The sequence below is a fragment of the Streptomyces sp. NPDC037288 genome (genome assembly GCF_055603265.1).
Genome location: NZ_JBVJVY010000034.1, coordinates 21,318 through 44,734, shown reverse-complemented (window position 1 = coordinate 44,734; position 23,417 = coordinate 21,318). Strand labels below are relative to the sequence as shown.

Annotated in this window: 26 protein-coding genes and 1 pseudogene; 17 read left to right on the top strand and 10 right to left on the bottom strand. The window is 71.7% G+C overall.

What is annotated here, in order from left to right:
- Positions 1-9: 9 nt before the first annotated feature.
- Together ACZ7GZ_RS30745 and ACZ7GZ_RS30740 are read right to left on the bottom strand one after the other, a co-directional pair.
- The gene (locus ACZ7GZ_RS30745) at positions 10-1,197 is read right to left on the bottom strand and encodes an alpha/beta hydrolase family protein (protein ID WP_471029127.1); all 1,188 of its coding nucleotides are present in this window, start codon (positions 1,195-1,197) and stop codon (positions 10-12) included.
- A gap of 138 nt (positions 1,198-1,335) precedes the next feature.
- On the bottom strand, positions 1,336-2,193 hold the full coding sequence (locus tag ACZ7GZ_RS30740) for a serine hydrolase (RefSeq protein WP_471029126.1): 858 nt from the start codon (positions 2,191-2,193) through the stop codon (positions 1,336-1,338).
- A gap of 151 nt (positions 2,194-2,344) precedes the next feature.
- On the opposite strand from ACZ7GZ_RS30740, the gene ACZ7GZ_RS30735 reads away from it, so the two are divergent.
- A complete protein-coding gene (locus ACZ7GZ_RS30735) occupies positions 2,345-3,076 on the top strand; it encodes an SseB family protein (RefSeq protein WP_471029124.1) in 732 nt (243 codons plus the stop codon).
- Between the two features lies 1 nt (position 3,077).
- Here ACZ7GZ_RS30735 and ACZ7GZ_RS30730 read toward each other — a convergent pair whose 3' ends face one another.
- Positions 3,078-3,434, bottom strand: coding sequence for a DUF1844 domain-containing protein (locus ACZ7GZ_RS30730; protein WP_471029123.1), 357 nt, complete (start codon positions 3,432-3,434; stop codon positions 3,078-3,080).
- Positions 3,435-3,813: 379 nt separating this feature from the next.
- Here ACZ7GZ_RS30730 and infC point away from each other — a divergent pair, with 379 nt between their 5' ends.
- The 10 genes from infC to ACZ7GZ_RS30680 all read left to right on the top strand — a co-directional run bounded on the left by infC (position 3,814) and on the right by ACZ7GZ_RS30680 (position 14,808).
- On the top strand, positions 3,814-4,479 hold the full coding sequence (infC, locus tag ACZ7GZ_RS30725) for a translation initiation factor IF-3 (RefSeq protein ID WP_471029195.1): 666 nt from the start codon (positions 3,814-3,816) through the stop codon (positions 4,477-4,479).
- A gap of 108 nt (positions 4,480-4,587) precedes the next feature.
- On the top strand, positions 4,588-4,782 hold the full coding sequence (gene rpmI / locus ACZ7GZ_RS30720; RefSeq protein ID WP_360097938.1) for a 50S ribosomal protein L35: 195 nt from the start codon (positions 4,588-4,590) through the stop codon (positions 4,780-4,782).
- Between the two features lie 96 nt (positions 4,783-4,878).
- Positions 4,879-5,262: a 50S ribosomal protein L20 gene (gene rplT / locus ACZ7GZ_RS30715; protein WP_016642495.1), complete on the top strand. Its 384-nt coding sequence runs from the start codon at positions 4,879-4,881 to the stop codon at positions 5,260-5,262.
- Positions 5,263-5,484: 222 nt separating this feature from the next.
- Positions 5,485-6,345, top strand: a complete 861-nt coding sequence (locus tag ACZ7GZ_RS30710) for a TrmH family RNA methyltransferase (protein ID WP_471029121.1) — start codon at positions 5,485-5,487, stop codon at positions 6,343-6,345.
- 50 nt (positions 6,346-6,395) lie between these two features.
- Complete coding sequence (locus tag ACZ7GZ_RS30705) at positions 6,396-7,529, top strand: sensor histidine kinase (RefSeq protein WP_471029120.1); 1,134 nt, start codon at positions 6,396-6,398, stop codon at positions 7,527-7,529.
- Between the two features lie 148 nt (positions 7,530-7,677).
- Positions 7,678-8,799: a phenylalanine--tRNA ligase subunit alpha gene (gene pheS / locus ACZ7GZ_RS30700; RefSeq protein ID WP_471029119.1), complete on the top strand. Its 1,122-nt coding sequence runs from the start codon at positions 7,678-7,680 to the stop codon at positions 8,797-8,799.
- The gene (pheT, locus tag ACZ7GZ_RS30695; protein ID WP_471029118.1) at positions 8,799-11,321 is read left to right on the top strand and encodes a phenylalanine--tRNA ligase subunit beta; all 2,523 of its coding nucleotides are present in this window, start codon (positions 8,799-8,801) and stop codon (positions 11,319-11,321) included. The genes pheS and pheT overlap by 1 nt, the downstream gene beginning before the upstream one ends.
- Before the next feature lie 256 nt (positions 11,322-11,577).
- On the top strand, positions 11,578-12,675 hold the full coding sequence (locus tag ACZ7GZ_RS30690; RefSeq protein ID WP_471029117.1) for a PP2C family protein-serine/threonine phosphatase: 1,098 nt from the start codon (positions 11,578-11,580) through the stop codon (positions 12,673-12,675).
- Between the two features lie 190 nt (positions 12,676-12,865).
- The gene (locus ACZ7GZ_RS30685) at positions 12,866-14,206 is read left to right on the top strand and encodes a transcriptional regulator (RefSeq protein WP_471029116.1); all 1,341 of its coding nucleotides are present in this window, start codon (positions 12,866-12,868) and stop codon (positions 14,204-14,206) included.
- A gap of 65 nt (positions 14,207-14,271) precedes the next feature.
- Complete coding sequence (locus tag ACZ7GZ_RS30680; RefSeq protein WP_363215977.1) at positions 14,272-14,808, top strand: NUDIX hydrolase; 537 nt, start codon at positions 14,272-14,274, stop codon at positions 14,806-14,808.
- Here the strand turns inward: ACZ7GZ_RS30680 and ACZ7GZ_RS30675 are convergent.
- On the bottom strand, positions 14,805-15,062 hold the full coding sequence (locus ACZ7GZ_RS30675) for a hypothetical protein (protein WP_471029114.1): 258 nt from the start codon (positions 15,060-15,062) through the stop codon (positions 14,805-14,807). The two genes, ACZ7GZ_RS30680 and ACZ7GZ_RS30675, sit on opposite strands and share 4 nt — an antisense overlap.
- Before the next feature lie 193 nt (positions 15,063-15,255).
- On the bottom strand, positions 15,256-16,116 hold the full coding sequence (locus ACZ7GZ_RS30670) for a 3-hydroxybutyryl-CoA dehydrogenase (RefSeq protein ID WP_471029113.1): 861 nt from the start codon (positions 16,114-16,116) through the stop codon (positions 15,256-15,258).
- A 169-nt stretch (positions 16,117-16,285) separates the two neighbouring features.
- On the opposite strand from ACZ7GZ_RS30670, the gene ACZ7GZ_RS30665 reads away from it, so the two are divergent.
- The gene (locus ACZ7GZ_RS30665; protein ID WP_471029194.1) at positions 16,286-17,512 is read left to right on the top strand and encodes a glycoside hydrolase family 10-like protein; all 1,227 of its coding nucleotides are present in this window, start codon (positions 16,286-16,288) and stop codon (positions 17,510-17,512) included.
- Here ACZ7GZ_RS30665 and ACZ7GZ_RS30660 read toward each other — a convergent pair.
- The gene (locus ACZ7GZ_RS30660; RefSeq protein WP_471029111.1) at positions 17,482-17,709 is read right to left on the bottom strand and encodes a DUF1918 domain-containing protein; all 228 of its coding nucleotides are present in this window, start codon (positions 17,707-17,709) and stop codon (positions 17,482-17,484) included. The genes ACZ7GZ_RS30665 and ACZ7GZ_RS30660 overlap by 31 nt on opposite strands.
- 19 nt (positions 17,710-17,728) lie before the next feature.
- Entirely contained in the window at positions 17,729-18,640 is a 912-nt protein-coding gene (locus ACZ7GZ_RS30655; protein ID WP_471029110.1) for a DMT family transporter, read from the bottom strand.
- Between ACZ7GZ_RS30655 and ACZ7GZ_RS30650 the strand changes: the two genes are divergently transcribed.
- The 3 genes from ACZ7GZ_RS30650 (at position 18,639) to ACZ7GZ_RS30640 (ending at position 21,274) form a co-directional block, all read left to right on the top strand.
- Positions 18,639-20,135 carry an aminotransferase-like domain-containing protein gene (locus ACZ7GZ_RS30650; RefSeq protein WP_471029107.1) on the top strand — a complete coding sequence of 499 codons (1,497 nt, stop codon included), beginning with the start codon at positions 18,639-18,641 and terminating at the stop codon, positions 20,133-20,135. The genes ACZ7GZ_RS30655 and ACZ7GZ_RS30650 overlap by 2 nt on opposite strands.
- Positions 20,132-20,344, top strand: coding sequence for a hypothetical protein (locus tag ACZ7GZ_RS30645; RefSeq protein WP_471029106.1), 213 nt, complete (start codon positions 20,132-20,134; stop codon positions 20,342-20,344). The genes ACZ7GZ_RS30650 and ACZ7GZ_RS30645 overlap by 4 nt, the downstream gene beginning before the upstream one ends.
- A 336-nt stretch (positions 20,345-20,680) precedes the next feature.
- Positions 20,681-21,274 (top strand): histidine phosphatase family protein, encoded by a 594-nt coding sequence (locus tag ACZ7GZ_RS30640; RefSeq protein ID WP_471029104.1) that lies wholly within the window; start codon positions 20,681-20,683, stop codon positions 21,272-21,274.
- On the opposite strand, the gene ACZ7GZ_RS30635 is transcribed toward ACZ7GZ_RS30640, so the two are convergent.
- From ACZ7GZ_RS30635 to ACZ7GZ_RS30625, 3 genes are all read right to left on the bottom strand, one after another.
- Complete coding sequence (locus tag ACZ7GZ_RS30635) at positions 21,256-21,699, bottom strand: DUF6314 family protein (protein WP_471029102.1); 444 nt, start codon at positions 21,697-21,699, stop codon at positions 21,256-21,258. The two genes, ACZ7GZ_RS30640 and ACZ7GZ_RS30635, sit on opposite strands and share 19 nt — an antisense overlap.
- A 119-nt stretch (positions 21,700-21,818) precedes the next feature.
- Entirely contained in the window at positions 21,819-22,262 is a 444-nt protein-coding gene (locus tag ACZ7GZ_RS30630) for a carboxymuconolactone decarboxylase family protein (RefSeq protein ID WP_471029100.1), read from the bottom strand.
- Positions 22,259-22,684, bottom strand: a complete 426-nt coding sequence (locus tag ACZ7GZ_RS30625) for a MerR family transcriptional regulator (RefSeq protein WP_471029099.1) — start codon at positions 22,682-22,684, stop codon at positions 22,259-22,261. Before ACZ7GZ_RS30625 ends, ACZ7GZ_RS30630 begins: the two co-directional genes overlap by 4 nt.
- Positions 22,685-22,792: 108 nt before the next feature.
- Between ACZ7GZ_RS30625 and ACZ7GZ_RS30620 the strand changes: the two are divergent.
- Together ACZ7GZ_RS30620 and ACZ7GZ_RS30615 are read left to right on the top strand one after the other, a co-directional pair.
- A pseudogene (locus ACZ7GZ_RS30620) lies at positions 22,793-22,973 on the top strand (glycosyltransferase); the annotation flags it as partial.
- A gap of 23 nt (positions 22,974-22,996) precedes the next feature.
- On the top strand, positions 22,997-23,341 hold the full coding sequence (locus ACZ7GZ_RS30615; protein WP_471029193.1) for a GtrA family protein: 345 nt from the start codon (positions 22,997-22,999) through the stop codon (positions 23,339-23,341).
- The last annotated feature ends 76 nt before the right edge of the window (positions 23,342-23,417 follow it).

Here is a 23,417-nt window from a genome sequence, read left to right as displayed (position 1 = left end):
CGCCGGCCGCTATCCGGCGATGTACTCGATCTCGGGGTAGCGCGGCGAAGCACCCCACAGCAGATGCCCGGCGTCCGGGCGCCCGCGCAGCTGCAGATCGAAGAAGGCCCGCACGGCCGCCCGTACGGCGGCCACCGCCCGGTCGGCGGGGATCGTGCCGATCTGCAGCGTCTTCCGCAGCGGCTCGGGCCCCTGCGGGGCGAGGGCCACGATGTCCGTGTACGAGTTGTGGTCGGCGTCCGCGAGCCGCAGACAGCGGTGCCAGTCCCTCAGGTGCTGCCAGAACGAGGGCCAGCTCGGGTCCTGGTTCAGCCCGTCGTGGATCGCCGTGTCCATCAACAGGAACGGCCGGTCGAGTCCGTGCTCGACCACCGGCCCGTACAGCGCGCCGTCCAGGTCGACGCCGGCCCGCACCCGGTCGTCCAGGTACATCACGGACGCCGATGCGGCGCCGCCCCGTGAGTGCCCGAAGGCGCCGACCCGCGCGAGGTCCAGCGTCCCGCGCAGCCCGCGCGGGAGCGGACGCCGTGCGGCGTCGGGGTTGCCGCCCCGGTCCAGCACGGTCAGCGCGTCGAGGACGAACCGCAGGTCGGCGGCGCGCACCGCGACCGCGGCCGTACGGGCCTCGTCGCTCGCGCCGTCGGGCTGAGTGACCACCACGCGGCCGTCCGGGAACTCGACCTCGCCCGAGTCGTGGGGATGGTCGACCGCGGCCACGACATAGCCCCAGGACGCCAGCTCCTCGATGAGCAGCGTGTTGAAGGTGCGGTCCGCCTGATAACCCGGCGAGTGGAGCAGCACCGGACGGCGGCCCGGCCGGACCGGTGCGCGGTCCGCGCTGTGGGTCTCCGGGAACGCGTAGCCGTCCACCGCACCCCCGAAGCGGGCCTTCAGCGCACGCTCGGCTCCCGCCGGCAGCCAGGGGCGCTTCGGGTGGCCGTGGGCGTCGACGGCCGGGTACGTCACGGTCACCATCACCTCGCGCGGCTGCCCCGACCAGGGATCGGTCCGCGACGGATCGACCAGGTGCAGGTCCACGGCGCCCACCGGGGCGGGGCCGGTCGGCCCGGCCAGCCGGAGGGGGATGAGACCGGCCGCCGCGGCCGGCGTGGACACCGACAGGGGAACGGCGGCTGTGGCGGCGGCCGCGAGGCCACCGGCTATGAGGGATCGGCGAGTTGGGCGTACGGGAGGCACGGAGCTCCTTCCGCGGCCGGACCGAGGCGCACAGCACAAAGTAAAGAGGACGCCATCGTCCGGCCCGCTCATCGTCAAGTTCCTTAAAGAGTAGATCACTTGACGCTCAAATCTCGATCATTTACCGGTTCACACCGATCACTTACCATCGAACGCCGACACCGCCGCCTGTGCCGCCTCCTCCACCAGCGCGATGCCCCGGGCCTGGCTCTTCGTGCCCTTCGACAGCACCGCGACCAGATGGCCGGTGCCGTCCACCGTCACCCGTCCGATGCTGTTCACGTCCCACAGTCCCGTCGTACTGCGCGCCAGCCAACCGTTCTTCAGCGCCCACGAGTTGCCCTCCGCGGCGGCCGACACCCCCCACTGCTGGTCCGCCTGGACCGACTTCATCAGCCTCTGCAGATACCTCCGGGAGGCCGCGCTCAGCCGGGACTCCTCGGTGAACACCTGCTGCAGCAGGCGGAGTTGGTCCGAAGCCGTGGTCTGCGTCAGCCCCCACAGCTCGCCCTCGCCGCCGGAGGTCGAGGTCAGCCCGAAGCGCTTGTTCACCGCGTCCAGGCCGTCCGCCCGCCCGATCGTGTGCCACAGCGCCGTCGCGGACGCGTTGTCGCTGTTCTCGATCATCTTCGCGGCGTACGCCTGCTCGGCCGCGGTCAGCCACCGGCCCGCGTCCTGCGCCCGGAGCAGCAGCGCGGCCAGGATGTCGACCTTGACGATGCTCGCCGTGTCGAAGGCCCCGTCCCCGTACGCGGCGCTCTCCCCGGAGTCCACCGCCAGCACCGCCGCCGACACGCGCGCGCCCGCCGGCACCCTCACCCCCGTCATCGCCTTGCCCAGCAGCGCGTCCCGGTTCACCGCCGGCTCCGTCACGGATGCCTCCCTTCCCGCCCCGGCCGAGGGGGAGACCGAGGGCGCCGCCGACGATACGGCCGCCGTACCCGCGTGCGCCCGCTCCTTCACACACGCCGTACCCCCGGCCGTGACCCCGGCCACGGCGGGCTCCGGGGGACTCCATGGCCGCGATGCTCGGGGCGCGGACCCTGCGCCGCGTGGGACGGGTGTGAGACGGGGATCAGAGAACCCTGAGATCTTGGTGAAGGCTCCCGTGCAGCGGGCCGGTGAGGGGCCTATAGGGTCGGTGACCGTGGCGAACAAGAACATTCCCGACCCCGGTTTCTCCGACGACGACGGCTCCGCCGACCCCCGGCTGAGCGCCGCGCTCGCCGCCTGGGCCGAGGACCGCAGCGCCCTCGGGGCCGTGCTCGAGGCGCTGAAGGACGCCCGCCTGCTCGTCCCCGTCGTCGCCGTACTCGGCGAGGTCGAGGAGGACGAGAACGGGCTGCGCCGCGAGAAGACCAGCGACATGGCCGTACCCACCCTGAAGGCCGGCCACCGCACCGCCCTGCCCGCCTTCACCTCCACCGACTCCCTCGCCCGCTGGGACCCCGAGGCCCGCCCGGTCGCCGTACCCCTGCACCAGGCGCTGCAGGCCGCCGCCCACGAGAAGGCCGACACGGTCGTGCTGGACCTCGCCGGACCGGTGCCGTTCGAGCTGACCGGCCCGGCGCTGCTCGCTCTCGCCGAGGGCCGCACCAGCACCGACCCGCTCGCCGACCCGGCCGTGATCGACGCCGTCCGTACGGCGGTGGCGGCGGAGCCCGCCGTGCTGCGCGCGCATCTGGGGGCCGGACGGGCCGACGGCACCCTCGCCCTCGTCCTCGACCCGGCCGCGGCGCCCGCCGAGGCCGCCCGTGCGGTCGCCGAGCGCCTCGCCGCCGACGAAACGCTGAGGGCCCGCCTGGTGCGCGGCCTCGACCTGGCACTGCTGCCGGCCGGGACCACGCCTCCGGGCGAGCCCCTCTATGTGAAGGAGTAGGTCAGCTGTAGACGGGCCCGGTGTACTTCTCGCCCGGTCCCTGGCCCGGCTCGTCCGGGACGACCGAAGCCTCGCGGAACGCCAGCTGCAGCGACTTCAGGCCGTCGCGCAGCGGGGCCGCGTGGAAGGAGCTGATCTCGGTCGCGCTCGCGTCCAGCAGGCCGGCGAGCGCGGTGATCAGCTTGCGGGCCTCGTCCAGGTCCTTGTACTTCTCGCCCTCCTCGCTCAGCCCGAGCTTCACGGCGGCGGCGCTCATCAGGTTGACGGCGACCGTCACGATCACCTCGACGGCGGGGACCTCGGCGATGTCCCGGGTCATCGCGTCGAAGTCGGGGTCCTCAGGAGGGGTCTCACTCATGCCCCACACCATAGGCGGTGCTCCGGCGAGGTCTCCGATTAGCCCTTCCCCGGCGGTCCTGCTAACCTTGTGTAACGACCGGCTGGACAGCCCTGCGAACAACAGAGCGTCCGGCCCACAAGTGGAGGCTCCGATCTCCCACCCGACCGTCCTTGGGGACGGCGGGTCACCCGGTCAGGCGGCCACCATCGTTCCGTACGGACGATGGAGTCGCCCGAACTGCGCCCCGCGGTCACCGCGGCGGTGCTCCGGTAGTCATTGGAGCCCCGCCTGTGATCGTCCGGGGCATTTTTTGTGCGTCGGCGCGGTTAGGTCTTACGAACAAAGACGTTACGCGGCTGTCCGCCAGACCGTCGCGTGGTGCTACCGAGGAGGATCCATCAGCGCCGAGCCCCGCATCAACGACCGGATTCGCGTTCCCGAGGTGCGACTTGTCGGTCCCAGTGGCGAGCAGGTGGGCATCGTCCCGCTCGCGAAGGCACTGGAGCTTGCGCAGGAGTACGACCTGGACCTGGTCGAGGTCGCGGCGAACGCCCGTCCGCCCGTGTGCAAGCTCATGGACTACGGGAAGTTCAAGTACGAGTCGGCCATGAAGGCCCGTGAGGCGCGCAAGAACCAGGCGCACACGGTCATCAAGGAGATGAAGCTCCGGCCGAAGATCGACCCGCACGACTATGACACCAAGAAGGGTCACGTCGTCCGGTTCCTCAAGCAGGGCGACAAGGTCAAGATCACGATCATGTTCCGTGGTCGCGAGCAGTCCCGGCCCGAACTGGGCTACCGACTGCTGCAGCGCCTCGCGGAGGACGTCCAGGACCTCGGTTTCGTCGAGTCGAACCCGAAGCAGGACGGCCGGAACATGATCATGGTCCTCGGTCCGCACAAGAAGAAGACCGAGGCGATGGCCGAGGCCCGTCAGGCGCAGGAGGCCCGCAAGGCCGAGGCGAAGGCGAACCCCGGTAAGTCGCAGAACGCCGCGGACCCGGACGCTGTGAACGCCGAGGCCTACGACGAGACCCCTGCCGAGGCTTCCGCCGAGGCGTGATCCCGGGGGACTCCCGTCCCCGAGGATGTAACCGATAGAACGACGCTCCACCGTGCCCGGTTTCGCGACCGGGCATCGGAGCGCCACCGACGAGGAGAGAACGGCGCTATGCCGAAGAACAAGTCGCACAGCGGTGCCAGCAAGCGCTTCAAGGTCACCGGCTCCGGCAAGGTGCTCCGCGAGCGCGCCGGCAAGCGCCACCTGCTCGAGAGGAAGTCGTCCCGCATCACGCGTCGCCTCACCGGCAACGCCGAGATGGCCCCGGGCGACGCCGCGAAGATCAAGAAGCTTCTCGGCAAGTGACGCGGCGGCGCTCTGAGCGCCGTGCGTCTGGACCGGGACCGAATCGATTCCGGGTCGTGTGAGTACCCCCACGACCCCGCTACAAGGAGTTAACAAGTGGCACGCGTCAAGCGGGCAGTCAACGCCCACAAGAAGCGCCGGGCGATCCTCGAGCAGGCCTCCGGCTACCGCGGTCAGCGTTCGCGCCTGTACCGCAAGGCCAAGGAGCAGGTCACCCACTCGCTGGTCTACAACTACAACGACCGCAAGAAGCGCAAGGGCGACTTCCGTCAGCTGTGGATCCAGCGCATCAACGCCGCTGCCCGCGCCAACGGCATCACCTACAACCGCTTCATCCAGGGTCTGAAGGCCGCGAACATCGAGGTCGACCGCAAGATCCTGGCCGAGCTGGCCGTGAACGACGCCAACGCGTTCGCCGCGCTCGTCGAGGTCGCGCAGAAGGCGCTGCCGTCGGACGTCAACGCGCCCAAGGCGGCGTGACGCTGCGCCGGCTTCCGGCCGACGCTCACTGAAGGACCCGCAGGCTGTATGGCTTGCGGGTCCTGCTGTTGGGGCGGCTGCGGCGTGCTGCGTCCGGCTGCGGGCCGGTGGGGGCCGGTCGCGCCCACCTGGCAGCGCCGCACAGGGAACACAGCCCCGCGCCCCTTCCGGGGCGCTGCCCCCCGGCGCCATGAAGAGAAGACTTTCTTGAAGGTGAAGAGGATGACGCCCGCCCCCGAGCTGATCTCCCCCCGGTCCGCCCGTGTCGCCGCCGCCCGTCGGCTCGCCAAGCGGAACTTCCGGGGCAAGGACCGGCTGTTTCTCGCGGAGGGGCCGCAGGCCGTCAGGGAGGCCGCCGGGCACAGGGGTGCGGACGGCACCCCCACCCTCGTCGAGCTGTTCGCCACGGTCGAGGCCGCGGAGCGGTATGCCGACATCATCGGGGAGGCCCGTAGCGCCGGCGCCCGGGTGCACCTCGCCTCCGAGGACGTCATCGCCGACATCTCCACCACCGTCACCCCGCAGGGCCTGGTCGGGCTCTGCCGGTTCCTGGACACGCCGTTCGAGGAGATCCTCGCCGCCCGGCCGAAGCTGGTCGCCGTGCTCGCGCACGTCCGCGACCCCGGGAACGCAGGGACCGTGCTGCGCTGCGCCGACGCCGCCGGAGCCGAGGCCGTGATCCTCACCGACGCCTCCGTCGACCTGTACAACCCCAAGGCCGTACGCGCCTCCGTCGGCTCCCACTTCCATCTGCCCGTCGCCGTGGGCGTCCCCGTCGAGCGGGCCGTGGAGGGGCTGAAGGGCGCCGGTGTACGGATCGTGGCCGCCGACGGCGCCGGAACCGACGATCTCGACGCCGAACTCGACAAGGGCACCATGGGCGGGCCCACCGCCTGGGTGTTCGGCAACGAGGCCTGGGGACTCCCGGAGGAGACCCGCGCCCTCGCCGACGCCGTCGTCCGCGTCCCCATCCACGGAAAGGCCGAGAGCCTGAACCTCGCCACGGCCGCCGCCGTATGCCTCTACGCGTCAGCCCGTGCACAGCGCGCCTCCGGAGGCTGCCGCTCCGTCACCGACAGCTAGTAGGGTGACCAGCTCGGGGCCCTGCGCCGTCTGAGAGGTGGGGTACGCGGATGAGTGTGGCCGGCACGAGCAGCGCGCCGGGGGGACGGGACGCACGGCGCACAGCCGTGCCCCGGCAGGGCGATCCCGCGGGCCTCGACCCCGACCAGCTGCCCGACGGCCTCGTCGTCGCCGACGAGCACGGCCGCGTGGTCTGCTTCAACGCCGCCGCCGCCCGCATCACCGCCGTACGCGCCGCCGACGTCCTCGGGCAGCCCCTGGAGAAGGCGCTGCCTCTGGAGGACCTGGAGGGGCGCCGCTGGTGGCAGCTCACCGATCCCTACGGGGGTCTGGCGATCCGTACCCGGCAGCCGGAGCGCAACCTGCTGCTGCCCGGCGTGCGGGAGGTGCTCGTCTCCGCCCGCTACGTGCGCGCCGAGCCCCTCGGCGCCGTGCGGCGCGTCGTCGTCTCGCTGCGCGACACCGAGGCCCGCCGCCGGACCGAGCGCAGCCACGCCGAGCTGATCGCGACGGTCGCCCATGAACTGCGTTCGCCCCTGACCTCCGTGAAGGGCTTCACCGCCACGCTGCTCGCCAAGTGGGAACGCTTCACCGACGCCCAGAAGCGGCTGATGCTGGAGACCGTCGACGCCGACGCCGACCGGGTGACCCGGCTCATCGCCGAGCTGCTCGACATCTCGCGGATCGACTCCGGGCGCCTGGAGGTGCGCCGGCAGCCCGTCGACATCGGGGCCGCCGTCTCCCGTCACATCCAGGCCTACGTCGCCGCCGGCCAGCCCGCCGGCCGCTTCCTGCTGCGCGTCGAACAGCCGCTGCCCGCCCTGTGGGCCGACCCCGACAAGGTCGACCAGGTGCTCAGCAACCTCATCGAAAATGCCGTGCGGCACGGCGAGGGAACCGTCACCATTGACGTCACGCCCTGCGCATCCCCGCGCGAGGGCGAGGAAACCGGCACGTCGGTCACGGTGAGCGACGAGGGTCCCGGCATCCCGGAGGAGTCCATGAACCGCGTCTTCACCCGCTTCTGGCGGGGCAGCAAACGCGGCGGCACGGGCCTCGGGCTGTACATCGTCAAGGGCATCGTCGAGGCCCACGGCGGCACCATCACGGTCGGCCGCGCCACCCGTGGCGGCGCCGAGTTCCGATTTACCTTGCCCGTGAGCGCCCCGGCGTACCTCGTCTGAGAACGCCTGAGCAGCCCGCGGGCGCATTCGTCTGCCTCCACCCCGTTAGACTCGGCCTTTGGCACCTTTGTGTCCTTCACACGGCCCTCGGCAAGCGCGGAGTCGGTGACGGGGACCATCCGCCAGCCAATCGGAAGCACGGGAAGAAATGTCGGCACCCAATAAGTCGTACGACCCAGTCGAGGTCGAGGCGTTGAAACCGGAAGAGATCGAGCGCATGCGGGACGAGGCGCTCGCCGCCTTCGCCGCCGCGGACTCCCTCGACGCGCTCCACGAGGCCAAGGTCGCCCACACCGGCCCCGCCTCCCAGCTGGCCCTCGCCAACCGCGAGATCGGCGCCCTGCCCCCGCATGCCAAGGCCGAGGCCGGCAAGCGCGTCGGCATGGCCCGCGGCGCCGTGAACAAGGCCCTCGCCGCCCGCCAGGCCGAGCTGGAGGCCGAGCGTGACGCCCGCGTGCTCGTGGAGGAGGACGTCGACGTCACGCTGCCGTACGACCGCGTACCGGCCGGCGCCCGCCACCCGCTGACCACGCTCTCGGACCGCATCGAGGACATCTTCGTGGCCATGGGCTACGAGGTCGCCGAGGGCCCGCAGGTCGAGGCGGAGTGGTTCAACTTCGACGCCCTGAACATCGGCCCGGACCACCCGGCCCGCGGCGAGGCCGACACCTTCTTCGTGCAGGGCCCGGACGGCGGTACCGAGTCCGGTGTCGTGCTGCGCACCCACACCTCGCCCGTGCAGATCCGCTCCCTGCTGAGCCGTGAGCTGCCGGTCTACGTGATCTGCCCCGGCGTCGTCTACCGCACCGACGAGCTGGACGCCACCCACACCCCGGTCTTCCGCCAGGTCGAGCTGCTCGCCGTGGACGAGGGCCTGACCATGGCCGACCTCAAGGGCACCCTGGACCACATGGTGCAGTCCCTGTTCGGCGAGGGCATGAAGACCCGGCTGCGGCCGAACTTCTTCCCCTTCACCGAGCCGAGCGCCGAGATGGACATGCTCTGCTACGTCTGCAAGGGCGAGTCCGTCGGCAACCCCGACCGTCCCTGCCGCACCTGCTCCAGCGAGGGCTGGATCGAGCTCGGCGGCTGCGGCATGGTCAACCCGCGGGTGCTCACCGCCTGCGGCGTCGACCCGGAGAAGTACAGCGGCTTCGCCTTCGGGTTCGGCATCGAGCGGATGCTGATGTTCCGCCACAACGTCGAGGACATGCGAGACATGGTCGAGGGTGACGTCCGGTTCACCCGGCCGTTCGGGATGGAGATCTGATGCGGGTCCCGCTTTCTTGGCTGCGGGAGTACGTCGACCTGCCGGCGACGGAATCCGGCCGCGACGTCCAGGAGAAGCTCGTCTCGGCCGGTCTGGAGGTCGAGACCGTCGAACAGCTCGGCGCCGACCTCAAGGGCCCGCTGGTCGTCGGCCGGGTGCTGACCATCGAGGAGCTGGAGGGCTTCAAGAAGCCGATCCGCTTCTGCACGGTCGACGTCGGCCAGGCCAACGGCACCGGTGAGCCCCAGGAGATCGTCTGCGGCGCCCGCAACTTCGCGGTCGGCGACAAGGTCGTGGTCGTCCTCCCCGGCGCCACGCTGCCCGGCGGCTTCTCCATCGCCGCCCGCAAGACCTACGGCAGGACGTCCCACGGCATGATCTGCTCCGGCGACGAGCTGGGCATGGGCGACGACGGCAGCCACGGCATCATCGTGCTGCCGCCGGAGACCGAGGTCGGCAAGGACGCCATCGAGCTGCTGGAGCTCGTCGACGAGGTCCTGGACATCGCCGTCACCGCCAACCGCGGCGACTGCCTGTCCATCCGCGGCGTCGCCCGCGAGACCGCCATCGCCTACGGCCTGCCGCTGCGCGACCCGGCCCTGATCGACGTACCGGCCCCGAACGCCTTCGGCTACCCGGTCCAGGTCTCCGAGCCGTTCGGCTGCGACCGCTTCACCGCCCGCACGGTCACCGGCCTGCGCCCCGAGGCCCGCTCCCCGATCTGGCTGCAGCGCCGGCTGCAGAAGGTCGGCATGCGCCCGATCTCGCTCGCCGTCGACGTCACCAACTACGTGATGATGGAGCTGGGCCAGCCGCTGCACGCCTACGACCGCACGCTGGTCCAGGGCACCATCGGCGTGCGCCGGGCCCGGGAGGGCGAGAAGCTCGTCACCCTCGACGGCGTCGAGCGCAAGCTGCACGCCGAGGACCTGGTCATCACCGACGACCGCGGCCCCATCGGCCTCGCCGGTGTCATGGGCGGCGCCAACACGGAGATCGCCGACCACGAGGTCACCGAGGACGGGGCGAACGGCACGACCGACGTGGTGATCGAGGCGGCCCACTTCGACGCCGTCTCGATCGCCCGTACGGCCCGCCGGCACAAGCTGCTGTCCGAGGCGTCCCGCCGCTTCGAGCGCGGCGTCGACCCGCAGGCCGCCGCGGCCGCCGCGCAGCGCACCGTGGACCTGCTGGTGCTGCTCGCGGGCGGCACGGCCGAGGCCGGTGTCACCGAGGTCATCGCGCCCTCGGCCCCGCACACCATCACCGTCCCGGCCGACCACCCGGACAAGGTGGCGGGTGTCGTCTACGGCCGTGAGACGGTCGTCCGCCGCCTCCAGGAGGTCGGCTGCGACGTGTACGGGCAGGACGAGCTGATCGTCACCGTCCCGTCCTGGCGGCCCGACCTCGCGGACCCGAACGACCTGGCCGAGGAGGTCATCCGCCTGGAGGGCTACGAGAACCTGCCCTCCACGCTGCCCAAGCTCCCCTCGGGCCGCGGTCTGACCCACCGCCAGCGGCTGCACCGCCGGGTCGGCCGCGCGCTGGCCGGAGCGGGCTACGTCGAGGCGCCGAACTACCCGTTCGTCAGTGAGCAGGTCTTCGACCAGCTCGGCCTGGAGTCCGACGACCCGGTCCGCCGCGTCGTCAAGCTGGTCAACCCGCTCAGCGACGAGGAGCCCGCCCTCCGCACGACGCTGCTGCCGGGTCTGCTGGGTGCCCTGCGGCGCAATGACGGCCGGGGCTCGCACGATCTGGCCCTGTTCGAGACCGGGCTGGTGTTCCACCCCGCTCAGGAGCAGCGTGTCGCCGGGCATCTGCCTGTCGACCGGCGTCCCACCGACGACGAGATCGCCGCGCTGAACGCCGCGCTGCCCGAGCAGCCGCGGCACGTGGCCGTCGTCCTCACGGGCGCTCGTGAGCAGGCCGGCTGGTGGGGCAAGGGCCGTCCGTCGGGCTGGGCCGACGCCGTCGAGGCGGGGCGCGCCGTCGCGCGGGAAGCCGGTGCCGAGCTGATCGTCCGCAAGGGCCGGTACGGTCCGTGGCACCCCGGCCGCTGTGCCGAGCTGGTGGCCGTCGCCGACGGCGCGGAGAAGGTCGTGGGCCACGCGGGCGAACTGCATCCGCGGGTCCTCAAGGCCCTGGGCCTGCCCGAGCGCACCTGCGCGATGGAGCTGAACCTGGACGCCCTGGAGGCGGTGGGCGACGGTGCCCCGCAGGCGCCGAGCATCTCCACGTTCCCGGTCGCCACGCAGGATGTCGCCCTCGTGGTCGACCTGCCCGTCCCGGCCGCGGAGGTCGAGGCGGCGCTGCGGGAAGGTGCGGGGGAACTTCTGGAGTCCATCCGGCTGTTCGACGTCTACGAGAACGCCGAGCAGCTGGGGGACGGGAGGAAGTCGCTGGCGTATGCGTTGCGCTTCCGGGCGGGTGACCGGACGCTGACCGTGGACGAGGCTTCGGCCGCGCGGGACGCTGCGGTTGCCCTTGCGGGCGAGCGGACCGGGGCGGTTCTGAGGGGCTAGTGCGCCCCAGGGTCGGGGAGCTGCTCTTGTTCGGCGGCCTCGGGTGATTCGTGGCTTGTCGCGCAGCTCCCCGCGCCCCTGGGTTGGCTGCCCTCCGCCAGCTGCATAAATGCAGGTTGGGTGGGGTGGCCTCACTCGTTCGGGTGGTCATCGGAGGTGATCCGGTCCACCCGGCGCCCTGCCGTGGACAGAATCGGACCGGCCTTTCGGGGTCGGTCCGTCTGCTCTGTCAGGGCCCACTTGGGGGACCAGAGGCATGAACCGCAGCAAGGCACGGGCGCCCACCGCGCGCGGCGTCGTACTGACCATGGCCTGGGGCGCCGTGGCGGTCGGCTACAAGTGGGGCTGCCCCATCGCCCGGCAGGACGGGTTCGGCGCGCGCGTCGTCACCAGCGCCGTGTTCCTCGCCGTCGGTGCCGGGCTGATATTCCATGTCCGCCGTGCGCTGCTGCGTGAGCTTCGGCAGGCCCGCCGGGTGGCCAGGGCCGCGCAGAGCGTCGTCCTGCGCCCGCTGCCGCCCCGCCTCGACGGGCTGGTCCTCGCCGCCGCCCAGCTGTCCGCGGAGCGCGGCGCGTGCGTCGGCGGCGACCTGTACGAGGCGATCGCCACCGAGCACGGGGTACGGGTGGTGATGGGGGACGTACGCGGGCACGGTCTGGCCGCCCTCGGCACCGTCGCCGCCGTCCTCGGCAGCTTCCGCGAGGCGGCGCACGACGAGCCCGAACTCGGCGGCGTCCTGCGCCGGCTGGAGCGCGCTCTCGCCCGGCACCTGCGCGAACGGGCCCGCGCCGAACACCCCGCACACGGCGGCCCGGACCCCGATCACCCGGTCGCCGAGGAGTTCGTGACCCTCCTCCTCCTGGAGATCGACCGGGAGGGCGGTCTGCGGGCGCTCAACTGCGGTCACCCCTGGCCGTATCTGCTGCGCGACGAGAGGGTCGAGCCGCTGACGCACGGCGACCCGCTTCCACCCCTGGGACCGTTCCCCCTGCCGGCGGCGCTGGACGCCCACTCCTGCGGACAACTGCTTCCCGGCGACTTCCTGGTTCTCTACACGGACGGTGTGGAGGACGCCCGGGACAGCCGGGGCCGGTTCTTCTCGCTGCCCAGGACACTGTGTGAAGCCGTACGGGACACCCCCGTCTCCCCCCAGACGATCCTGTGCACCCTCTTCACGGCACTCCTGCACCACACGGGCGGCAAACCCACGGACGACATAGCTCTGTTGGTCCTACGGAACGACCGGGGAAAGTCCGGCTGCGCCGGTCCAGGGGCGCGGGACAGTGCCACACGCGGCTCCGCCGCGCGGGCGCGACCAGCCACAACGCACCCACAGCCGACAACGCACCGTTAGCCCCCGGTCGCCCGGCCAAGCCACCGCTTTTTTCGAGGGGGAGCCGGCGGCTTGGCCGGATTCCCAGTCAACCGGCTGAACACGCTGAGCGACACCGCGTGTACAGCCCGGATGCGAGCACTCCGTTCACACCCCGTGTGAAGGCGGAGCCACTACGCTGACCCGCACCAGGCCACTCGGGGGGCATCCCATGCAGCCCAACACTCTGCTCGACGCGATCCTGGACGAGGCGGGGATCTCGCACGCCGGCCTCGCCGCCCACGTCAACCAGGCGGGCCGGAGACGGGGCCTCGTGCTCCGGTACGAACACACGGCCGTGGCACGCTGGTTGAAGGGGCAGCGGCCGCGCGGCCAGGTGCCGGACCTGATCTGCGAAGTGCTGGCCGCGCGTCTGCACCGGCCGGTGACCCTGGACGACATCGGCCTCGGGGTGCCGGGTGAGCCGAGCACACCGCACGCCGGTTCGCTCAGCGGGTTCGTCGAACGCGCCACCGCCCTGTGGCGTTCCGACGAACAGCAGCGCCCGCACGTGCTGGGCGCTCCCGCCGTCACCGGCACCCCGGCCGTCATGCCGGTGTGGGAGTGGGAGAACCCGCCCGAGGACGTCGATGTCTCGCGCGGCGGCCGGCACCGGGTCACCGCGGCCGACATCGAGATGCTGCGGGCCGCGCGGACGCACTACGAGCAGATGTACCGCAAGGCCGGCGGCATCGCGACCCGGACGCGGATCGTCGGCTTCCTGAACGCGGAGGCGGCGCCGCTGCTGCGCGGCAGCTACACCGACGCCACCGGGCGCCAACTGCACCGGGCCACGGGCGGGCTGGTGGCCATCGCGGGCATCTGCGCCTACGACTCCGACGCCCACGGTCTCGCGCAGCGCTACTTCCACCAGGCCCTCAGACTCGCAAAGGCGAGCGGCGACCGTGGACTTGGCGCCTATGTCATAGCGCTGCTGGTCAACCAGTCGCTGTTCATGCGGGAGTACCGGCAGGCGGTCGCCTTCGCCGAGGCCGCGCTGCGGGCCGCCGGCAAGCACATCACCCCGGCACTCGGCTCGGACCTGTACGCGATGCAGGCCAAGGCCTACGCCCACCTCGGCGACTCCGGCAGCGCCCTGTCCTGCATCCGGCGCGCGGAGCAGGCGGCCGAGCGGATCCGGCGCGGGTACGAACCCGACGAGACCGGCTATGTCCAGCCCGGCCTGGTCAACGTGCAGGTGGCCGAGGCGCTGCTGAGCCTCGGTGAGCTGGCCGCCGCCCGGGAGCACGCCGCGGCAGCGGTCGACAACCCCGCTCACGACCGGGGGCGGGTGCACCGGCTGGCCATGCTCAGCACCATCGAACTGCGCCAGGGCAACGCCGACAAGGCGGTGGCCACCGCCGTGCAGATGGCCGAGCAGGCCCGCGGGATGGAGTCCCAGCGGCTGCGCGACAGACTCCGCGCGGTACGCGAACACCTGGTGCGCTGTGGCTCGGCCGGGACCGCCGAGGCCGCCGAACTCATCGACGGGGCACTGCGCGTACCGCTGTAGGCCCACTGTAGGTGCACCGTCCCTGCTGCGATATTGCCACTTACTCGGCGGAAGGTGGCAGAACCGTGCAGTGGACGAAACAGAACGAACAAACTGTGTATGCGAACCGCTGGTTCAGCGTCAATCTCGCAGATGTCGAGCTGCCGGACGGCCGGCACCTCGACCACTTCCTGATCCGGCTGCGTCCGGTGGCCGTGGCCACGGTCGTCAACGACGCCAACGAGGTGCTGCTGCTGTGGCGGCACCGGTTCATCACCGACAGCTGGGGATGGGAACTGGCCGCGGGTGTCGTGGAGGACGGCGAGGACATCGCGAGCGCCGCTGCCAGAGAACTTGAGGAGGAGACCGGGTGGCGGCCGGGGCCCCTGCACCACCTGATGAGCGTGGAGCCGTCCAACGGCCTCACCGACGCACGGCACCACATCTACTGGTCCGACCGGGGCGAGTACCTCGGGCACCCCGTGGACGACTTCGAGTCGGACCGCCGGGAATGGGTCCCCCTCAAACTCGTCCCCGACCTGATCGCCCGTGGGGAGGTCCCGGCCGCCAACATGGCGGCCGCGTTACTCCTGCTGCACCACCTCAGGCTCGCCGAGGGCTAGCGGGCCAGCGCCTGCCAGACCGTCACGACGACCGCTCCGAGTGCCGTGAGCGCGGCGACCGAGGGCAAGGGCCAGCGTGCGTGTTCCAGGGAGACCATCCGGGAGTTCAGCTCGTCCACTTCCTTGGCGGTCTCCCTGGTGCGGTGACTGAGCAGCGCCAGCCCTCCCTCGACGCGGGCGTACGCGACGTCGAGGCGGCGACGTAACTCTGCGAGTTCCTCCTGGACCACGGAATGATCGGAATCTGTGGTCACGTCTTCATTCCTCTCTGTGGCCGAATGTGGTCCTCCACATCCGTTGCATGGGCATGAAGAGTCAACTCGCCTGGTGGGCGCGTGGGGAGCGTGTGCGAGGGGCATATGCGAGCCCGGCGCACACACGGTGTGTGAAACAGACGGGCCCGGCACGCAGTTCGATGCCGGGCCCCTAAGGCGTAGCTCTGTGTGATCAGCCGTAGGTGTAGAAGCCCGAGCCGGTCTTCCGTCCGAGCCGGCCCGCCTCGACCATGCGCTGCAGCAGCGGGGGAGCGGCGTACAGCGGCTCCTTGTACTCGGCGTACATCGAGTTGGCGATGGAGACGATCGTGTCCAGGCCGATCAGGTCGGACAGCTTCAGCGGGCCCATCGGGTGGGCGCAGCCCATCTCCATGCCGTTGTCGATGTCCTCACGGCTGGCGATGCCCGACTCGAACATCCGGATCGCGGAGAGCAGATACGGCACGAGCAGCGCGTTCACCACGAAGCCGGAGCGGTCCTGGGCGCGGATGGCGTGCTTGCCGAGCGCCTTCTCGGCGAAGACCTGGGCGCGGCTGAGGGTGCCCTCGGAGGTGGTGAGCGCCGGGATCAGCTCGACGAGCTGCTGCACCGGGGCCGGGTTGAAGAAGTGGATGCCGACGACGTGGTCGGGGCGGGACGTGGCGACCGCCAGCTTCACCAGCGGGATCGAGGAGGTGTTGGAGGCGAGGATCGCGTCCGGGCGGGTCACCACCTGGTCGAGCACCTGGAAGATCTCCGTCTTCACCTGCTCGTTCTCCACGACGGCCTCGATCACGAGGTCGCGGTCGGCGAACTCGCCGAGGTCCGTGGTGAAGCTGAGGCGCGCCTGGGTGGCGTCCCGCTCCTCCTCGGTGATCTTGCCGCGCTCGGCGGCCTTGGCCAGGGAGTTGAGCAGCCGGGTCCGGCCGATCTCCAAGGCCTCGCCGGTGGTTTCGGCGACCTTCACGTCCAGTCCCGCGCGGGCGCACACCTCGGCGATGCCCGCGCCCATCTGGCCGCAGCCCACGACTCCGACGCGCTCGATGTCGGTCACATCGTCCCCTTTGCTGCTTCTGTCGGCTCTCGGCAGACCTCCGGGTTCGGCGCCTGCTCCGATCGTGCACGTTACCGCCAAGTATCGATGATCGATCGCCCGGGTCGGGGCATCCTTGGCGCGGAACGATCCGTGACGGAGCGGATCCGTGGTGTACGGGGGTGTGCGGATGGGGCGGCTGGCACGGCGGGCCTTCACCCTGGCGATGCTGTCGCCGCTGGTCACGGCGCCGTTCGCGGTCGCGGGACCGCCTCGCCGGCCGCGCGCGACCACCGAGATGCGGGGCATGTGGATGGCGACGGTGTCCAACCGGGACTGGCCGTCCCGGCCCGGCCTCACCGCGGCCGCGCAGCGCAGGGAACTGATCGCCCACCTCGACAAGGCGGCCCGCGCCCGGCTCAACACGGTCGTCTTCCAGGTGCGGCCCACCGCCGACGCCCTGTGGCCGTCACCGTACGAGCCCTGGTCCGAGTACCTCACCGGAACCCAGGGCCGCGACCCCGGCTGGGACCCGCTCGGCACGGCCGTGCAGGAGGCGCACGCCCGGGGGCTGGAACTGCACGCCTGGTTCAATCCGTACCGGATCGCGAACCACGCCGACCCCGGCCGGCTCGCCGCCTGGCACCCGGCCCGCGAGCACCCCGACTGGGTGGTGCCGTACGGCGGGAAGCTGTACTACAACCCCGGCCTGCCGGAGATCCGCGCCTTCGTCCAGCAGGCGATGCTCGACGCCGTCGCCAGGTACCCGGTCGACGCCGTCCACTTCGACGACTACTTCTACCCGTACCCGGTCGCCGGGCAGACCTTCGACGACGATGACGCCTACGACCGCTACGGCGGCGACTTCTCCAGCCGGGCCGCCTGGCGGCGGGACAACGTCGACACGCTGGTGAAGGAGATGGCCGCCGGCATCCGAGGGGTCCGGCCCGGCACCCGGTTCGGGATCAGCCCCTTCGGGGTCTGGCGCAACGCCTCGACCGACCCGCGCGGCTCGGACACCCGGGCGGGTGTGCAGACGTACGACGACCTGCACGCGGACACCCGTACCTGGGTGCGCGAGCACTGGATCGACTACATCGTGCCGCAGCTGTACTGGAACATCGGCTTCGCCGCCGCCGACTACGCGAAGCTGGTCGACTGGTGGGCGTCGGTCGCACAGGGCACCGGGACACAGCTGTACCTCGGCGAGGCCCTGTACAAGGCGGGGGCCGCCGGGCAGCCCTCGGCCTGGCAGGACCCGGTCGAGCTGTCCCGGCACCTCACCCTCGCCGCTCGCCACCCGCAGGTGCGCGGGCACGTGTTCTTCGCCGCCAGGGACGTGGCGGCCGACCCGATCGGGGCGATGTCACGGGTGATCGCCGACCACTACGGGCGATCGGCGAAGCCGCCCCGTTGATCCATCGCCTGCTCGTCCCGGTGCTTGACCTGGCAGTCGGGTCCCGGGGACATGATCGCCTCGTGCCCGTCCTCGAACCGGACGCGGTACGGCGGGTTGCCCTCGGAACCGAGCACTTCGACTACTTCAGAGACCTGGTCGTGTTGGCCGACCACCCTGCCGTGCTGGACAAGACGGTCGCCCTTGGCTGCACGCATCTGCAGGTCCTCCTCATGATCATGACCGCTGGGTGACGGCGATGCACACGAGCACGGCGACGGCGGTCACCGGGGCGGCCGCCGTGAAGTGCTCGCCCAGCAGCAGCGCCGACCACACCAGTGTGAGCAGGGGCTGAGCCAACTGCAACTGGCTGGCCCGCGGGATGCCGATGGCCGCCATGCCCCGGTACCAGACGACCAGACCGAGGAACTGCGAGCCGAGCGCCACCCACAGCAGACCCGCGATCCCGTGCGCGGTCAGCTGCACGGGTTCGTACGACAGGGCCACCGCGGCGGCGGGCGCGCCCAGCGGCAGGCACAGCACCAGCGCCCAGCCGATCACCTGCCAGCCCGGCATGACGCGGGCCAGCCGGCCGCCCTCGGTGTAGCCGGCCGCGCACACCAGCAGGGCCGCGAACAGATAGCCGTCGGCGGCCGTGAGCGCGCCGCCGCTCTGCGTCACGGTGAAGGCGACCACGGCCGCGGCCCCCGCCAGCGCGGCCAGCCAGAACCGGCGCGAGGGCCGGCTGCCGGTGCGCAGGGCCGACAGCACGGCGGTGGTCAGCGGCAGCAGTCCCACCACGACGGCGGCGTGCGCGGTGGTGGAGGTCTGCAGGGCGAGCGTGGTCAGCATCGGGAAGCCGAGCACCACACCGGCCCCCACCACGGCGAGACCCGGCAGATGCCGGCGCTCGGGCAGCGGGACCCGGAGGGCGAGGAGACAGCCGCCCGCGACGAGTGCGGCGAGGACACTGCGCACGGCCACCAGCGACCAGGGGCCGAAGCCCTCCAGCCCCCAGGCGGTGGCCGGGAAGGTCAGGGAGAAGGAGGCGACGCCGAGGGCGGCGAGGCCGGTGCCGAGGCCCTGCCGCTCGCGGGGCGTGGTGACCGCTATCGAGCTCGGGGCGGTAGCGCTACTCTGTGTTCTCATGAACCAGCGTAGCAGCGTCAGTGAACTGGCAGAAGAGCTTCGTCGTGACATCAACCGCTACTCTCCAGGTGGAAAGCTCCCGTCGAGCCGGGTGCTCGTCGAGCGATTCCGCGTGAGTCCGGTGACCGTCTCGCGCGCCCTCGCCCGGCTGGCCGCCGAGGGGCTGGTCGTGACCCGGCCCGGAGCCGGTGCGTTCCGGGCCGGACCGCGCGCGGCGGAGACACCGGCCGGGGACACCTCCTGGCAGGAGGTCGCGCTGAGCGCGGACGGCGCCACCGAGCTCGTACCGCGCACGGTCGACGCCTCCGGGGTCACCGTGTCACTGGCCGCGCCGCCGCCCGGCGTGCTGGAGTTCAACGGCGGCTATCCGCATCCCTCCCTGCAGCCCGAGCGGGCCATGGCGGCGGCCCTGGCCCGGGCCGGGCGGCGGCCGGGCGCCTGGGGGAGGCCGCCGCTGGAGGGACTGCCGGAGCTGCGGGAGTGGTTCGCGCGCGGCATCGGCGGCGCCGTCACGGCCGCCGAGGTACTGATCGCGGCCGGTGGCCAGTCCGCCCTGGCCACCGCCCTGCGCGCGCTCGCCCAGCCCGGCGCCCCGGTCCTCGTCGAGTCGCCCACCTACCCCGGCATGCTGGCCCTCGCCCGTGCCGCCGGCCTGCGCCCCGTCCCGGTACCCGTCGACCCCGACGGCGTACGCCCCGACCTGCTCGCCGACGCCTTCCGGGCCAGCGGTGCCCGGGTGTTCGTCTGCCAGCCGCTGTTCCAGAACCCGACCGGTGCCGTCCTGGCCCCCGGCCGGCGCGCCGAGGTGCTGCGCATCGCCCGGGAGGCCGGCGCGTTCGTCATCGAGGACGACTTCGTCCGGCGTCTGGTGCACGCCGACGCGGGCCCGCTGCCCCGCCCGCTGGCCGCCGACGACCCGGACGGAGTGGTCGTGCACGTCGGCTCGCTGACCAAGGCGACCTCGCCCAGCTTCCGGGTGAGCGCACTGGCCGCGCGCGGCCCGGTGCTGGAACGGCTGCGGGCCATCCAGGTCGTGGACAGCTTCTTCGTCCCCCGGCCGCTGCAGGAGGCGGCCCTGGAACTGGTCGGCTCCCCGGCCTGGCCCCGGCACCTGCGCAACCTCTCTGCCGAGTTGAAGACCCGCCGCGACGCCATGACCGCCGCACTCGCGGCGCAGCTGCCCGAACTCGCCCTGCCGCACATCCCCTCCGGCGGCTACCACCTCTGGCTCCGCCTGCCCGACGGCACCGACGAATCGGCCTTCGCCGCGGCCGCCCTGCGCGTCGGCGTCGCCCTCACCCCCGGCCGCCCCTACTTCAGCGCCGAACCCCCCGCCGCCCACCTCCGGCTGAGCTTCGCGGCCGTCGCCGGGACCGGGGAGATCACCGATGGGGTACGGCGCCTGCGGACGGCCTGCGACGAGGTCTTCCAGGGCGCGGGCAGGGGGAATCCGGTCGACGCCCGCGCCCGTGGCCTGCGAGGATCCGGATCATGAGGGAGGGGCCCGGCCTCGCCGACGGCTACGAGTTCTCCGCCGAGACCGCACGCGCCGACGTCGACCGCGTCCACGGACGGCTGCCGGCCGACGCCTACTGGGCGATCGGCCGGACCCGCGAGAAGCACGAGCGGGCCATGGCGCCCTCGCTGGACTTCGGGGTGTACGACCGGGCCTCGGGGGAGCAGGGGGGTACGCGCGCGTGGTGACCGGCCGGGCGCTGTTCGCCTGGCTCGCCGACGTTACGTGGCCCCCTCGGGGCGCGGCCCGAGGGGGTCGGCGCCGCCTTCGTCGGCCGTCCAGGCGCGGCCACCTGAGGCCATACGGCCTGCGCCGCGTTCTGCTCGCCACGCAGGACGCCCAGGGGTGCACCAGAAGGTGGACTTCCGGCCGCTGGACCACCCCGGGCAGTGGATGGTCCACCCCTTCGAGCAGGGATCCGCACCTTCGCGTGGGCAGCCCGCTCGCGTGAGCGGCCGCACACCGGCCGTAACTGGCGGGCGACAGCCCTTGACCTGCACTCACTCTCGGCTCACCATCACCGCATGCCACTGAGGGTGACGTTCGTCGCCGCCGCGCGCAGCGCCCCGCTGCTCGCGGAGCGCTTCGAGGACGACCGGCCGCTGGACCAGGCCGGCTGGGACGAGGTCCAGCACGCCGCCGGGGACCTGCTGCCGCTGGCGGCGGCCGAGCTGCGCTACTGCTCGCCGACCCCGCGCAGCCGGGCCACCGGCGACGCACTCGGGTACGCCCCGCTGGTCCAACTGGCCCTGCGGGAGTGCGACATGGGCCGGTGGCGCGGGATGACCCTGGGCGAGGCGATGGCCCGGGAGCCGGAGGCGGTGGACAGCTGGCTCGCCGATCCGCGCGCCACCCCGCACGGCGGCGAGTCCCTGCTGTCCTTCATCTCCCGGGTGGGCGGCTGGCTGGACACCCGGCCGGCGGACGACGCCGGCCGGATCGTCGCCGTGGCCGAGCCCGCCGTGATCCGCGCGGCTCTGGTCTACGCCCTGAAGGCGCCGCCCGCGACCTACTGGAACATCGACGTGCGCCCGCTGTCCGCGTCCACCGTCACCGGCCGCGCGGGCCGCTGGAACCTGCGCCTGGACGGTGTCCGCACTCATTCCTCGCGCACATAGTCCGTGGTCAGCACCAGATCCTTCGCCGGACCGCCGACCCGCCACACGGTGCGCCAGTGAGCGGCGTCCTGGACGGTGAACTCACCCCGGTAGAAGTCGGCCGCGCACGGGTGGCCGGCGACACACCGCCCCGAGGTCAGGTCCAGCTGGTGGAAGGGCCGCCCGTCCGCGAACCGCACGTCGGCCGTGCCCGACGTGGGCCCCGGCAGGAACCGCAGCGTCCGGCTCGCCGGGCGCGCCACACCCTGCCAGGTGAAGGTGCCGGACTCCTCGTGCAGCAGGCCTCCGCCGGTCAGCGGGGTGAAGCGGGCGACCCCTTCGAAGCGGCCCTCGTCACCGCTCGCCAGATCCCGTACGTCCCGTTCGACGCGCCAGTGGCCGGCGAGGTGCGCCAGTACGTCGGCCACCGGCCAGAACTTGTCCATCACCGCGCCTGTCGTCGTCGCTCCTCGCGCAGTCGCCCGCGCCCCTTCGGGGCGAGCCTAAAGCGTGCCCGCGCTCCGCCGGTTGACGTTGACGTGCTCACATCACGACTACGGAGTGATCAGACAGAGGCAGCCGTCGCGTCCTCCTGCGCGGGCTGCTGGCCGAGCGGCAGCAGCCCGCGCTCGGCGAAGACCTTCTTCGCGGCGAAGGTGGCGTTCAGTGCCTTCGGTATGCCGCAGTACACGGCGGAGTGCAGCAGCGCCTCCGTGATCTGCTCCGGCGTGAGCCCCACGTTCAGTGCCGCGTTCACATGGACGTCCAGCTGGGCCTCGCAGCCGCCGAGCGCGGTGAGCATGCCCAGGGTGACCAGCTGGCGGTCGCGCGGGGCCAGTGCGGGCCGGTCGTAGATCTCCCCGAAGGCCCAGGCGACGACCTGGTGGCCCAGCTCGGGGTTGATGTCGGCGAGCGAGTCCACGACCCGCTGCCCGGCCTCGCCGTCGACGTTCTTCAGGACCTCCAGGCCGCGGGCGAAACGTTCGGCACGGGTGGTGCTCTCGCTCATGTCTGCTCGTCCGTCCCCGTCTGCCGCTCGTGCAGCAGCCGTTCATAGTGATCGATCTTGTCGTCCAGCGCGGCCGCGTTGCGCCTGAGCGCCCGGATGCGGCCGGCCAGTCCGGCGCGGTGCTCTCGGAGCATGGCCAGCCGGTCGGTGACCGTCGCGTCCCCCGCCGACCGCAGCCGCGCGAAGCGCTGCATGTCGGCGATCGACATGCCGGTCTCGCGCAGCCGCAGCAGGAACTCCAGCCAGGCCAGGTCGGCCGTGTCGTACCGCCGCTGGTTGCCGGTGGTCCGGCCGACCCGCTCGATCAGGCCGGCCTTCTCGTAGTAGCGCAGCGTGTCGTGCGACAGGCCCGTGCGTTCGGCCACCTGGGCGATGGTCAACGACGCCTCGTGGTCCTGCGGGAGGGGTGGTCCGCTGGTCATGGCAAGAACCCTAGAACCTGGAGTGCGCTCCAGGTCAAGCTCCTACTACCGGCTCGCCAACCGCGCCTAGTCGACGTCGAACTCGTCGACGGCGCCGGTGACTTCCACGGGGTCCAGGCCCCCGGCTGTGACCATCATCACCGCCGTCACCGCCCTGGCGGGTGTGCAAATGGTCATGCTGGGAGTGATCGGGGAGTACACCGGCCGCGTCTACCACGAGGTGAAGGGTCGTCCGCACTTCCTGGTGAAGGCGACCACCGTGGACCGGACGAAAGACCTCATTCCTTGAAGCGACAGATCCTCTCCTTCGCCATGGTCGGTGTGATCAACACCGCCGCTTATTACTGTCTCTACCTGATGTTTCTCATGTGGCTGCCCTATCTGGCCGCGCATGTTCTCGCTTTTGCGCTCAGCATGGTCGGATCCTTTTTCCTGAACGCGCGCTTCACCTACCGGACGCGGCCGACCTGGCGGAAGTTCCTGTTGTTCCCGCTGACCAATGTGACCAACTTCCTCATCACCACGGCCGGCGTGTATGTGATCGTCGACGTCCTGCACGCCGGCAGCCGTTTCGCCCCGCTGCTCGCCTCCGCGGCGGCGATCCCGGTCACCTTCGTCGTCTCGCGCTGGGTGATGCTCCCGAAGGCGGTCGCCTAGCCGGTGCCTGGTGGGTGCATAGTCGATTGCATAAAGCTGCAGCCCTACGTATAGTCATGCCATCACGAGGAGGATG